This is a genomic window from Chitinophaga varians (assembly GCF_012641275.1).
Taxonomy (GTDB): domain Bacteria; phylum Bacteroidota; class Bacteroidia; order Chitinophagales; family Chitinophagaceae; genus Chitinophaga; species Chitinophaga varians_A.
This window is the reverse complement of record NZ_JABAIA010000002.1, coordinates 1,102,556-1,115,904: the sequence shown is the minus strand read 5'-3', so window position 1 is coordinate 1,115,904 and position 13,349 is coordinate 1,102,556. Positions and strand designations below refer to the sequence as shown.

Genomic DNA, 13,349 nt, shown 5'->3' with positions numbered 1-13,349 from the left:
GTAGCTACCGGTACCAGCGTGTAGCCGGTACCGTTTGTAATAAATCTGCGGGGCGATGATTAGCGCGTAGCCGTAGCCCCGGACTTCAGTCCGGGGGTGGTCGAGGCGACAGTGTTAGCAGCGGCCACCGGTTTTATTTTCGTCCCGTCTTTCAGGGAGCCGATGCCATCGGTGATGATCCTGTCGCCGGCCTGCAGACCGTTGCTGACGATATAGGCGTCGCCGGAGGAGCGGTCACTCACCGTGATTTCGCGGGAGCGGGCAGCGCCGGCAGCGTCTACGGTGAAGACAAATTTTTTGCCCTGCATTTCATATGTTGCTTTAGCCGGGACCATGAGCGCGTTGCTGACTGGCTGAACAATGCGGATAGTAGCGCTGCTGCCGCTCCGGATGAGGCCTGCCTTGTTGGAGAAGACCGCACGCATGCTGATAGCGCCGGTAGCATTATTGATAAGGCCACCGGTAGTTTCCACCTTTCCTTTTTCCGTATATTCGTTACCGTTAGCCAGCACCAGTTGTACCGGTGGCAGTTGTTTCAGCTTAGCGTCCAGTGTTGTGCTGGCATCCGTACCGGCGAGGTCCAGCAGTTGTTTTTCCGTGAAAGAAAAATACACGTGCACATTGGCGATGTCAGAAAGAATGGTGAGCGGTTGATCGCTGTTAGGCGCCACGAGGCTACCGATTTTATAAGGCAGGGTGCCGATCACGCCGTCGGCCGGACTGTAGATGGTGGTATAGCTGAGATTGACGCGTGCGTTTTGCAGGCTGGCCTTAGTCTGGGCGAGTTCCGCTTCGCGGGCTTGCAGCGCCAGTTCAGCAGCTTCCAGTTCGTAGTTGCTGACGATTTCTTTTTTCACTAGCGGCGTTACTTTACGTACCTGCATGCGGGCGGTGTTGACAGCCGCTTCGGCGCTTTTGATGGCCGCCTGGGCGGTGAGCACTTCCTGTTCATATTGAGGCGCATTTATTTTAAAGAGGAGTTGCCCTTTTTTAACGGTGGCGCCTTCGTCTACCAGTATTTGGGCCACATAACCGTCTACTTTCGGCCTTATTTCTATGTTCTGCTGACCGCGTACAGTAGCGGGATAGTCCGTATGAATGGTCGTTTCTGATGCATTGAGCGTCAGTACGGGGTAAGGCTGCGGTTCATTGCCATAACCGGCTTCAGTATGGCCGCTGCTGCAGGCTGTCAAAACAGAAAGCACCACCAGGGCAGCAGCGGGGAAAGTTAATGTTCGTTGCATGGTATCATGTTTTTATGATGCTCCGGCGCATAAAAGCATAGCGATGCCATTCCGCAGCAGGAGAGCTGCAGCAGTATTGCCTGCCAGTCTTGTATGGGCATGGGAGTGAAGGCTGGTTGCCCGCGCCTTGTCAGTACAGGAGCGGATTTCCGGCCATTGAATTGTTTATCTGATGCAAAAATAGTAAATTTGTGAATAAACCAAATAAACACTTTGTTTATTATGAATAATATTTTGCAGGAGAACGAAAGAGCGTTGTGGATATTGAAGACCAGAGGGCCTCAGCCTCTGACAGTAGTAGCCGAAGCCCTGAACATAACAGTGGAGGGCGCACGTTTTCAACTCCTGAAGCTGAGCAGCGAAGGACTGGTGGAAGCATCCAACGTATCTAAAGGAAGGGGCAGGCCACAGCAGATATGGTCACTGACCCAGAAGGGGAACAGCCGTTTCCCTGACTCACACGCGGAACTAACGGTACGCCTGATCAATACCATCAGGGACACGCTGGGGCCGGAAGCGCTGCAGGCGGTCATCAACAACAGTAAAAAAGCGGGGCTGGACAAGTATCTGCAAGTCACCGGAAGCGAGAGCACGCTGGAAGGCAAAATCAACAAACTGGCCGAGACGCGGGACGCTGAGGGATATATGGCCACCTGGGAAAAAGACGAAGAAGGGTATATGCTGATAGAGCACCACTGTCCTATCTGCGTGGCTGCGGAGGTTTGCCAGGGTTTCTGCTCTGCCGAGCTGGAAACTTTCCGGGAGGTAATGGGTGAAGGAGCGGAAGTAAAGCGGGTGGACCACCTTTTGTCGGGCGCCAGAAGATGCGCGTACCGTATATCTCCCAAAGGGGAACAATGAGTTTATTGAAGGCCGGTATTGATTTTTAACTTATCTTGGCCGCATAGCAGCTTATGCCACGATGCTCCCGGCCAATAACATACAGGAATTGCAGCGCCGTATCAGCTTACACGACGACGAATCAGCCTATAAAGAGCTGTTCCTGCATTTCTATGAGCCGCTGGTACAATTTGCCGGTTCTTTTGTCCGCTCGGCACAAATCGCAGAAGAAGTAGTATCCGACGTATTTATTAATATATGGCAGGGCCGCCGGCGGCTGACGGAAGTCAACAATCTGCGGGTGTACCTGTACGTGAGCACTAAAAACGTGGCCCTTAAATACCTCCTGCAGCAGCAAAAGAAAAACGCGCTTTCCCTGGATGAGCTGGAGCTGGACATGGAAAGCCCGCATTACAACCCTGAAGAGCAGCTGATCAGCGCCGAGCTGCTGGCGAAGTTTGAGCAGGCAGTAAGCGATCTCCCGCCCCGCTGCAAAATCATCTTCAAACTAATTAAAGAAGACGGTCTCCGCTACAAAGAGATCGCAGAAATCCTGGACATCTCCGTTAAAACCATCGACAATCAACTGGCCATCGCCCTTGCCAGGATTGCCCGCGCGATCAATACCTCGCTGAAAAAACCGCAGCGGTTACAGCCTTAAATTTTTTTTTATTCCCCTTTGGTAGATTTCGTGAAAAAAGAGATCCTGTAGGAAGAGCATCTTATTTCACGTTATGAACACGAGACGTATTTGGGAACTGATGGCGCGCAAACTGGCGAACGAAGCTACTGCGGATGAACTGCAGGAGCTGTCGGCACTGCTGCGTGACAATCCTGACACAGAGCTGCCGGCGGGCCTGGTAGATGAGCTGTGGCAGAAAACGGCAGCAGCCACCAGTGAAGACTCGGCCATGGCTGCGCACGACCGGCATATCAGCCGGATGCAGGCCATGGGCATCCCGATTGGCCACGTCCCCGCCGAAACACCCATACCACTTACCGCCATACGGTCCCGCCGCCCCTATCTGTGGGCTGCCGCCATCTCTACCGGCGTACTGCTTTGCATGGCCGCCTGGTGGTGGACATCTGCTAAAAAAAACAGCAACGCCATAACCAGCGAGGTGACCACCCGCAACGGTTCGCGTACCAGCATTCAACTGGCGGACGGAACACGGGTATGGCTAAACGCAGGAAGCAAACTCTCCTATAGCAAAGATTTTGGTAAAGGTGACCGGAGCGTAACACTCTCCGGAGAAGCTTTTTTTGATGTGGCCAAACAAGCAGACCATCCATTAGTTATTCATACGGAAACGATGGACATCCGTGTACTGGGCACCCGTTTCAACGTACGGTCGTACCCGGAAGACAAAACCACGGAAGCCTCTCTGATTACTGGTAGCATAGAAGCCATTATAAAGCACAACGCCACCCGGATCATTCTTAAGCCCAGCGAAAAAATCGTGGTGCTGAACCAGTTGCCCGCTGTTGCCCGCTCCGCCAAAGCGCAGACAGCCAAAGCAGAAACAACGGTCACGCTCAGCCATGTTTCTTATTACGCAGCACAAACCACTGCCATTACAGAAACATCCTGGATGGACAACAAGCTGGTATTTAAAGATGAATCGTTTACAGAACTGGCCCAACAGATGGAACGGTTTTTCGGGGTAAAAGTACGGTTCGACAATCCACAGTTGCAGCAACTTCGCTTTACCGGCATATTTGAGCAGGAAACCGTGCAGCAGGCGCTGAGCGCGTTACAGCTGACAGCCGCTTTCCGTTATGAGATACAGAACGACACCATCATTATCCACTGAATAATTTGACAACGTTATGAACACACATTTAATTAACAGCTCGTGATCCAACCAAAACCAAAACGGGAAATGCGCTAACATTTCCCGCCGAAGATTCAGCCTTATCAGGAAACTTGCCGACACGCCAAGCCGCAAGCTTCCATCACTTTCACCTCTGGATTTAAAAGTATGAAAATATCGCTAGAATTTAGGGACAGGTATTCCTATGCCCTGAAAAAAGCACTTGTTATTATGAAACTCACCACGTTATTATTACTGGCGTGTTTTCTCCAGGTATCCGCCGCCGTTAAGGGGCAGGCTACCATCACCCTCAAGCTCAAAAAAGCGGAGATCTCACAGGTGTTGAGTAGTATTGAACAGCAGGGTAACTACCGTTTTCTGTACAATAATGCCTTGACCGAAATCAGAAAAAAAGTTAATGTAGACGTCACCAATTCCGGGCTGGACGCGGTAATGAGCACGCTCTTTGCCGGCACTTCCCTGCGGTACAAACTGGTGGAAAACAATCTCGTGGTGATCATGTCACAGGAGATAAAAATCACCGGTAAAGTCACCAGCAAGAAAGATGGTTCGCCCATCCCCGGCGCTACCATCACCATAAAAGGGACCGCCAAAGGCACCGTGAGCGGCCCCGATGGCTCCTATACCATCACCGCGCCGGACAATGCCACCCTGGTGGCAAGCTTTATCGGCTTCACTTCACAGGAAGTGCCTGTAAGCAACCGCCAGCAGCTGGACATAGTACTGGAAGAATCCGTGAGCCAGATGCAGCAGGTAGTGGTTGTTGGTTACGGTGTACAACGTAAAGTAGATATCACCGGTTCCATCTCCCAGGTAAAAGGAGACGAAATCAACAAACAGCCTGTCACCAACGCCATGAGCGGCCTGCAAGGCAAAGTAGCCGGTGTGCAGATTGTCAACGACGGCAAACCCGGCGGCGTGCCCACCATCAAAATTCGTGGTACGGGCACGGTATATGGCTCTCCCAGTCCGCTGTATGTGGTAGATGGTGTATGGTATGATGACATCAGCTTCCTCAATCCCGGCGACATCGAAAACATGAGCATCCTGAAAGACGCCTCCAGCGAAGCCATCTATGGTATGCGGGCAGCCAATGGCGTGGTGCTGATCACTACCAAAAAGGGACGTGCCGGCAAAACCAGCGTCAACTATACCGGTTACGTAGGCATGCAACGTGCCACTAACAAAGTGAAAATGGCCAATGGCAACGAATATGCAACCATCATCAACGAACTGAGCACCATTAACGGTAACTCGCTCCGCCTTGATCCTAACGCTTATGGCGCCGGCACTGACTGGTTTAAACAGGAGATGCGCAATGCCTTCACCACGAACCATCAGTTATCTATCAATGGTGGTACGGAGAAATCCAGCTATAATTTTTCCCTGAGTTATATGAAACAGGATGGTTTGATCAAAACCAATGATTTCTCCCGCATCACAGCGCGCCTGCAAAATGATTTTCAGGTGTTTGAACCATTGAAAATAGGTTACTCCGTTACTGCGGCAGCTTACAACAGCAACGATATTCCGGATGCTTACTTCCTGCAGCTGTATACTTCCGCCCCAATTGTACCAGTGTTTAATCCGGATGGCTCCTATGGAGATCCCGATAAACTGAATCTCGGTACCGGCGCAGGCAAAAACCCTCAGGCATCCCTGGACTTCTACGACCAAACCACCAAACGGCGCATGATCACCGGTAACGTATATGCAGACCTGCGTTTTGCCAAACATTTTGTTTTTCACAGCAGTGTAGGCGGCGAATATGGTGATAGTATCATCCGGAACTATACACCACAATATTGGGCCACTACCAACCAGTTCAACAAAGTGAGCAAACTGACCCGCACCACCGCCAGTCGCCAGAACTGGATTGTGGAAAACACCCTTACCTATGACAACAAATTCGGTGATCACAACCTGAAAGTATTGCTGGGCCAGGCAGCACAACAGCGGCGGTTTTACAAACTGATTGCCAGCGCAGATAATGTGCCCAATAACAACGAAGGCACTAAATACCTGCGCCTGGGCAATACCGACGGCCGTTCCGTGACCGACGAAGGTGAACTGATCAACATTGCTTCCTACTTTGGCCGCGTCAACTATGCGTATAAAGATAAATACCTGCTGACAGCCTCTATCCGTGCTGACGGCGCCTCACAGTTTTCTCCGGGCGACCAGTGGGGCTACTTCCCTTCTGTAGGCTTAGGCTGGGTACTTAGTGAAGAGCCATTCATTAAAAACACCGGTATTTTCGACAACCTGAAACTGCGTGGCAGCTGGGGCCAGGTGGGCAACGCTTCCGTTCCGCCTTCCCTCTCCATACAGCGGATCAATCAATTACCTTATCTGACAGCCATCTTCGGTGGCGGTGTTTATACCGGCGCAAGCGTCACGTCACTGGTCCCTCCTGCCCTCTTCTGGGAAAAATCTGAAGGCATTGATGCAGCCATTGAAGCCAGCGTGTTAAAAAACAGATTGTATGTAGAAGCCGGCTTCTATAACAAAAAAACACTGTCGGCCATTTTCGATGTACCGATACTCATGTCGCTGGGTACGCAGGATTCCAAGATGACCGCCAACCAGGCTACGTTCCGTAACCAGGGCTGGGAGTTTGCAGCAAACTGGAAAGATCAGACAGAAAGCGGTTTCGGTTATTCCATTGGCGGTAACTTCAGCATCAACAACAACAAAGTACTGGAAGTCAGCAATACAGACTACCCCATCTATGGCGGTGGTGACGCATCTACCAGCGGTGGCCTGCTTACCCGTACCATCGTGGGCCAGCCCATTGGCCAGTACTTTGGTTACCAGGTAGACGGTGTTTTCCAGAATGCAGCAGAAGTAGCTGCTTCCGCGCAAAAATCAGCCAAACCAGGTGATTTCAGGTATCGCGATATCAACAACGATGGTATAATAGATGGCAAAGACCGTGTACCTATCGGTAATCCGAATCCTAAATACACCTACGGCATCAATACCAGCTTCAATTATAAAAACTTCGACCTGGCCGTGGAATTCCAGGGTGTCGCGGGTATTGACGTATACAATGCCAACATCGCCTTACGTTATGGCAACGAAAACTTTACCAAAGAGTTTTTTGATAACCGCTGGCATGGCGAAGGTACTTCCAACACCTACCCTTCTGCCAACGTAGGCGGCGGACAGAACTACCTGCCCAACACCTTCTTTGTGGAAAGTGGTTCTTACTTCCGTATCCGAAATATACAACTGGGCTACACAATGGCTAAAGCCATCGCCAACCGCTGGGGCATGCAGAACCTGCGTTTCTTTGCAAGCGCCCAAAACGCGTTCAACTTCTTCCGCTACCGTGGCTTCTCGCCTGAAATTGGTGGTATCCCCACCAGTCAAGGTATCGACAAGAGTGTTTATCCCCTGTATGCCACCTACAATTTCGGTGTAAACGTGACCTTCTAATTTAAAGACGATGACCATGAAAAGAAATCACACACTATATATAAAACGTATTGCCAGCTTTGCATTACCAGTGCTGCTGGTCATTACCGCCGGCTGCGGAAAAAGTTTTCTGGATGTGCCACCCCAGGGACAACAACCGGCAGAGGTATTCTGGAAAACGGAAGCTGATGCCACCAAAGCTGTTAATGCCATGTACGCCAACCTTCATGAGTGGCGCCAGGTAGCCTTTGCAGCGTTGTCCGTGGAAGACCTGGGCTCCGAAGAAACAGAGAAAGGCAGCGATCCCAACGACGCCAGCTTTCTGAGCAACTTCGATAACTTTACAGTAACTGCCTCTGATGGCCAGGTGGCTGACTTCTGGAAAGGACAATACCAGGAAGTCAACCTCTGCAACCAGGTACTGGACAGCGTGCCCAAGATCGACATGGACGATGCCCTGAAAAACCGTTACCTGGCAGAAGCCAAATTTGTACGTGCCTATGCCTACTTCCGGCTGGTGCGCGCCTATGGCGATGTTCCACTTAGGCTACATACCCCGAAAGGTCCGGAAGAATATAACCTGCCACGCACTCCCAAAGCGGACGTGTGGGCAGCCATCGAAAAAGACCTGACAGAAGCTGCAGCCGTATTACCGCCCAGCTACGGCGCCACCGATCTTGGTCGTGCCACCAAAGGCGCTGCCCTGGCCTTAAACGCTAAAGTGGCCATGTACCAGAAAAAATGGCAGGACGTGTTTACCTACACCAATCAGGTAATGGGCCTGGGTTACAGCCTTTTCCCCAACTACGGGAAACTGTTCCGCATTCCGAACGAGAACTCGGTGGAATCCATTTTTGAAATTCAATGTCAGACTATCATCGGTAACAAAGACGCCTCCAACTCTCAGTATTCTCAGATACAGGGCGTTAAGAGTCAACCTGGTGGCGGATGGGGCTTTAACACTCCTACGCAGGCGCTGGTAGACGCCTATGAGCCCGGAGATCCGCGTAAAAACGCTACCATCCTGTTCAGAGGCACCATTACCGCAGAAGGTGACAGTATTAAAAACGTAGGCATCAATCGCCGTTTTAATTACAAATCATATGTGCCTTTCACTCAGTGGGTATCGGGCTATAACGAAGGCGCCGACCAGAACATACGCGTGATCCGTTATGCAGAAGTACTGCTGATGAACGCCGAAGCTGCCAACGAATTAGGCAACAGTGGTCAGGCGCTTAGCTCCCTCAACGCTGTAAGAGCCCGTGCACGCGCCGGCAACAACGCCATCCTGCCCGATGTGACCACCACCGACCAGGCACAGCTCCGCCTCGCTATCTGGCACGAAAGACAGATAGAACTGGCCATGGAGCGCGACCGCTTCTTTGATGTGATCCGCCAGGGAAGAGCGCCACAGGTATTCGGACCGCTGGGCTTCAAAGCAGGCAAGAATGAACTGATGCCTATTCCACAGGTGGAGATCGACCTCAGCGTCAACAAACTGACGCAGAACCCGGGTTACTAATCGTTAGCGAAACCATGCCATGAAACAAATCACATCAACAGTCATATGCCTGATATGCCTGCTCGCCTTTGGCGGGCAGGCACAGGTAAAACAACCGTCCATCAAAGCCGATCTGCAAATCCGGCAAAACCTGAGCGACAGCGCGCTGCTGGACCTCGTTCAAAAACAAACCTTCCGTTATTTCTGGGACTTCGCCCATCCGGTTTCCGGTATGTCGCGCGAACGCAGCAACAAATCATTCGACTATGGTGATGAGGTAGTGACCACCGGCGGCACCGGCTTCGGTGTCATGGCCATCGTAGTGGCCACCGAAAGAGGCTGGATCACCCGCGAAGCAGCCGTAGACAGAATGCTCAAAATAATTAACTTCCTCCGTAAAGCTGATCATTACCACGGCATCTTCCCGCACTGGCTCAACGGCGCTACCGGCAAAACAATTCCGTTCAGCCGCAAAGACGATGGCGGCGACATAGTAGAAACATCCTTCCTCTTTGAAGGATTGCTCACCGCCCGCCAATACTTCAACCGTGACACGCCCAAAGAAGAAGAGCTGCGCAACAAAATCAACTGGACCTGGAGAGAAGCGGAATGGAACTGGTACACCCAGGACGGACGCAACGTGCTCTACTGGCACTGGAGCCCCAACAACGGCTGGAGCATGAACCATGAAATCAGGGGCTACAACGAATGTCTGATCACCTACATCCTCTCTGCCTCCTCTCCTACCTATGCCATACCAGCGTCCGTGTACCATCACGGATGGGCCAACAACTACTATTTCCGCAACGACCGTACCTACTTCGGGATCAAACTGCCGCTGGGAATGGATTACGGCGGACCGCTGTTCTTTACGCACTACTCCTTCCTGGGCCTCGACCCGCATGGATTAAAAGACCGTTATGCCGACTACTGGGAACAGAATAAAAACCATACGCTCATCAACCGCGAGTATTGTGTGCAAAACCCGAAAGGCTTCAAAGGCTATGGCGCCAACGCGTGGGGCCTTACCGCCAGCGATACCTATAACGGCTACGACGCCCATTCTCCCGAAAATGATCACGGCACCATCACGCCTACCGCCGCTTTGTCTGCCTTCCCTTACACACCGGAATATTCCATGCAGGCGCTTAAACATTTCTACTATCAGCTGGGCAATAAGATCTGGAGCGAATACGGCTTTACCGATGCCTACAATGAAACGCAGCAATGGTACGCCACCTCTTATCTCGCCATCGATCAGGGCCCTATCGTAGGCATGATCGAAAACTATCGCAGCGGATTACTATGGAAGCTGTTTATGAGTTGCCCGGAAGTACAAGCGGGATTAAAGAAACTGGAGTTCACCAGTCCACATCTGAAATAATAAGTCATGCTGAATTTACCACGTATACTGACAGCGCTGCTGTCATGCCTGCTGTTACGATCAGCCTACGCGCAACAAACCACCTACTGCAATCCTGTTAATGTGGACTATGGCTACTGTCCCATTCCTAACTTCACCGAATGGGGCAAACACAGGGCCACCGCAGATCCGGTGATTGTCAACTACAAAGGCGACTATTACCTCTTCTCCACCAATCAGTGGGGTTACTGGTGGAGCCCGGACCTGAGCCAGTGGCATTTCGTATCACGTAAATTTCTGAAGCCATGGCACAAAGTATATGATGAGCTCTGCGCACCCGCCGTATGGGTCATGGGCGACACCATGATGGTATTCGGCTCCACCTATAGCAGCAATTTTCCCATCTGGATGAGCACCGACCCTAAAGGCAACCAGTGGAAAGAAGCCGTAGATTCTTTTCAGGCTGGTGGATGGGACCCTGCTTTTTTCCTGGATGATGATGGAAAACTGTACCAGTACAACGGCAGCAGCAATCGCTATCCGGTGTACGGCGGAGAAGTGGACCGTAAGACTTTACAATTGAAAGGCGCCCGTAAAGAGCTGTATCTCCTGGAAGACCAGCGCTATGGCTGGCAGCGGTTTGGAGAATACATGGACAATACCTTCCTTGATCCTTTCATCGAAGGCGCCTGGATGACCAAACACAATGGAAAATATTACCTGCAATACGGCGCCCCCGGCACGGAGTTCAGCGGTTATGCCGACGGGGTGGTAGTAGCCGATAACCCGTTAGGCCCTTTTACACCTCAGGCCCACAACCCATTTTCCTTCAAGCCCGGTGGCTTTGCCCGTGGCGCAGGCCATGGCAGCACTTTCCAGGACAATAAAGGCAACTGGTGGCACGTCTCCACAATGGTTATCTCTGTAAAAAACAGTTTTGAAAGAAGGCTCGGTTTCTGGCCGGCCGGCTTTGATAAAGATGATGTGATGTATTGCAACACCGCCTTCGGTGATTACCCGCATTATCTCAACAGAGGCAGCAACACCCGTTCCTTTGACACCGACAGCCACACCTTTACCGGATGGATGTTGCTCAACTACAACAAACCGGTAACCGTTTCGTCCACCCTGGGCGGCTATCTCGCCAACAACGCCGTAGATGAAAACATCAAAACCTACTGGAGCGCCGCCACCGGCAACAAAGGCGAATGGCTGCAAAGTGATCTCGGAGAAGTCAGTACCGTTCACGCCGTGCAAATCAACTACGCCGATCAGGACGCCCCCTTTCTGGGCAAACAGACAGACATCTACCATCAGTATGTGATCTATTATTCACAGGATGGAAAAAAATGGCAGACGCTTGTCGACAAAAGCAACAACCGCACCGATGTGCCCCACGATTATGTAGAGCTTTCCCACCCGGTAAAAGCCCGGTACATCAAGCTGGTCAACATTCACATGCCTGGTGGCAAATTCGCTGTCAGCGGACTGCGCGTGTTCGGTAAAGGCAACGGTCCCATTCCCGATTCCGTAAAATCATTCGTGGTGCTTCGAACGGAAAAGGATAAACGCAGCGCCTGGATCAAGTGGCAACCGGTAGATAATGCCTACGCCTATAATATCTACTTTGGCATTGCACCTGACAAATTATACAACTGCATCATGGTGCATAACGCCAATGACTATACCTTCAAAGGGATGGACAAAGAGCTGCCCTACTATTACAGCATTGAGGCTATCAATGAAAATGGGGTATCTCCCCGGACAGCACCGGTGGAGGTAAAATAGTCTTCATAAAAAAGCGAGGGGAGATCACATAATGTGCTCTCCCCTCGCTTTTTAAATACAGATACTTATTTGATTTCAGCATCCATCTCCTGGTTGCCTCTTTCCCAGATTTTATACTTTACAGAGAAACCTTTAGGCACGTACACTACAATTGGCAGTTTGCTGTTGTAGCGTACCAGTTTGGTGTCGGCAATAAATTTGTCCTGCAATGTTTTATCAGGACAGGCCATCATCGTTGATCTAACCTTACCGGCAGAGGTGTACTGATAGTACGTGTAGCCCCAGCCTTTTACATCTTTGGCAGCCCAGCTGCCGATCAGTCCATGGTGGTTACAATCCACCTTCATGGTTTTACCGGCCATAATTTCCACCTGGTAATTGTCTTCTGTATCTTTGGCTGGCAATTGGATCACATAGCGCTCTACGCCTTTCCAGGCTTTGGGAAATGGTTTCAGCTCTTTGTCCTGTGAATGGACAGCAGTCATGCCGGCACCCCACAGCAGCAACAGGAGAATAATGTGTTTCATACAGTAACGTTTTATGATAGGTTAACAGCCGGGAAGTGGAATTGTTTGGAAATTACTTCCTCTTCTTCACAGCAAGTGGCTTGTGCCTGAACCCCTGCGCAATGGTTAATATATCTTCATCAAGGGCCACTTCTATTTTAGCGATCGTTTCGCTGGTAAAGTTATGAACGCCCGACATCCATTTACTGATTTCAGATTCTGACTTACTGAGCATTCTGGCTAATTCCGCCTGCGAAATGCCACGATATTCCAATATGTCCAGAATCCGTTCGCTGATAGCAAACGAGTGGGTTATTTTCCTTTTAAGCTCAGGGGGCGTACTTTTACTGACCCTGTCAAATATGGGACTTCTTTTTTCCATAACTGATTTGTTTTATAGGTCTTCAAATGATATTACCAGATCTCCTCCATTCTTCGGTATGAGTTTATTGTTCCTGTCATAACCTAACTCTCCCCACCTTATCTTCTCCCGAAATGCGTGTTCAAATTTTTTCAATAGTTTCCAATGCGGCAGGCAATCAGGGCTGTCAGAAATTTTTTGAGAAGACTTTATCCCTCCGTTTCCCAATATGATACAATTCTTATTTAATCGTATGCAATAGAGCCTGATGTCCGATTCCCTGGTTGGAATTGCGTGAATGGGGCCCTCCGGGCGAAAGCGGCCTTCCTTTGCACCATAAATGGTAAATTTTTCAAGAGCAGTCGTTATGACTTGCAGACTGTCATCAAATTCGCTTCCTTCAAACCTGGAATAAAACTTCTCCGTTTCACTCATTGTGTCATCATTGACAAAAAAAGTAAACGCAACCATTTGAGGCCCGGTCAGCCATT

At 50.6% G+C, this 13,349-nt stretch carries 11 protein-coding genes; 7 read left to right on the top strand and 4 right to left on the bottom strand.

The annotated features are described in order from the left end of the window. Positions 1–59: 59 nt before the first annotated feature. Positions 60–1,244, bottom strand: coding sequence for an efflux RND transporter periplasmic adaptor subunit (locus HGH92_RS19200; RefSeq protein ID WP_168872372.1), 1,185 nt, complete (start codon positions 1,242–1,244; stop codon positions 60–62). Positions 1,245–1,466: 222 nt separating this feature from the next. Between HGH92_RS19200 and HGH92_RS19195 the strand changes: the two genes are divergently transcribed. The 7 genes from HGH92_RS19195 (at position 1,467) to HGH92_RS19165 (ending at position 11,991) form a co-directional block, all read left to right on the top strand. Further along, complete coding sequence (locus HGH92_RS19195) at positions 1,467–2,105, top strand: helix-turn-helix transcriptional regulator (protein ID WP_168872371.1); 639 nt, start codon at positions 1,467–1,469, stop codon at positions 2,103–2,105. A gap of 88 nt (positions 2,106–2,193) precedes the next feature. Then, a complete protein-coding gene (locus HGH92_RS19190; protein WP_247654981.1) occupies positions 2,194–2,745 on the top strand; it encodes an RNA polymerase sigma factor in 552 nt (183 codons plus the stop codon). Between the two features lie 73 nt (positions 2,746–2,818). Beyond that, entirely contained in the window at positions 2,819–3,898 is a 1,080-nt protein-coding gene (locus tag HGH92_RS19185) for a FecR family protein (RefSeq protein WP_168872369.1), read from the top strand. Between the two features lie 168 nt (positions 3,899–4,066). Next, positions 4,067–7,360, top strand: a complete 3,294-nt coding sequence (locus HGH92_RS19180; RefSeq protein ID WP_168872368.1) for a TonB-dependent receptor — start codon at positions 4,067–4,069, stop codon at positions 7,358–7,360. 16 nt (positions 7,361–7,376) lie between these two features. Then, the gene (locus HGH92_RS19175; RefSeq protein ID WP_168872367.1) at positions 7,377–8,861 is read left to right on the top strand and encodes a RagB/SusD family nutrient uptake outer membrane protein; all 1,485 of its coding nucleotides are present in this window, start codon (positions 7,377–7,379) and stop codon (positions 8,859–8,861) included. A 19-nt stretch (positions 8,862–8,880) separates the two neighbouring features. Continuing rightward, positions 8,881–10,224 (top strand): glucoamylase family protein, encoded by a 1,344-nt coding sequence (locus HGH92_RS19170; protein WP_168872366.1) that lies wholly within the window; start codon positions 8,881–8,883, stop codon positions 10,222–10,224. Positions 10,225–10,230: 6 nt separating this feature from the next. Next, positions 10,231–11,991 carry a family 43 glycosylhydrolase gene (locus HGH92_RS19165; protein ID WP_168872365.1) on the top strand — a complete coding sequence of 587 codons (1,761 nt, stop codon included), beginning with the start codon at positions 10,231–10,233 and terminating at the stop codon, positions 11,989–11,991. A gap of 65 nt (positions 11,992–12,056) precedes the next feature. Here HGH92_RS19165 and eco read toward each other — a convergent pair whose 3' ends face one another. From eco to HGH92_RS19150, 3 genes are read right to left on the bottom strand one after another with little or no spacing between them, the layout of a single operon-like run. Next, positions 12,057–12,518 carry a serine protease inhibitor ecotin gene (gene eco / locus HGH92_RS19160; protein WP_168872364.1) on the bottom strand — a complete coding sequence of 154 codons (462 nt, stop codon included), beginning with the start codon at positions 12,516–12,518 and terminating at the stop codon, positions 12,057–12,059. A gap of 52 nt (positions 12,519–12,570) precedes the next feature. Then, positions 12,571–12,879, bottom strand: a complete 309-nt coding sequence (locus tag HGH92_RS19155; RefSeq protein WP_168872363.1) for a multiprotein-bridging factor 1 family protein — start codon at positions 12,877–12,879, stop codon at positions 12,571–12,573. A 12-nt stretch (positions 12,880–12,891) separates the two neighbouring features. Next, complete coding sequence (locus HGH92_RS19150; protein WP_168872362.1) at positions 12,892–13,293, bottom strand: hypothetical protein; 402 nt, start codon at positions 13,291–13,293, stop codon at positions 12,892–12,894. Positions 13,294–13,349: the final 56 nt, after the last annotated feature.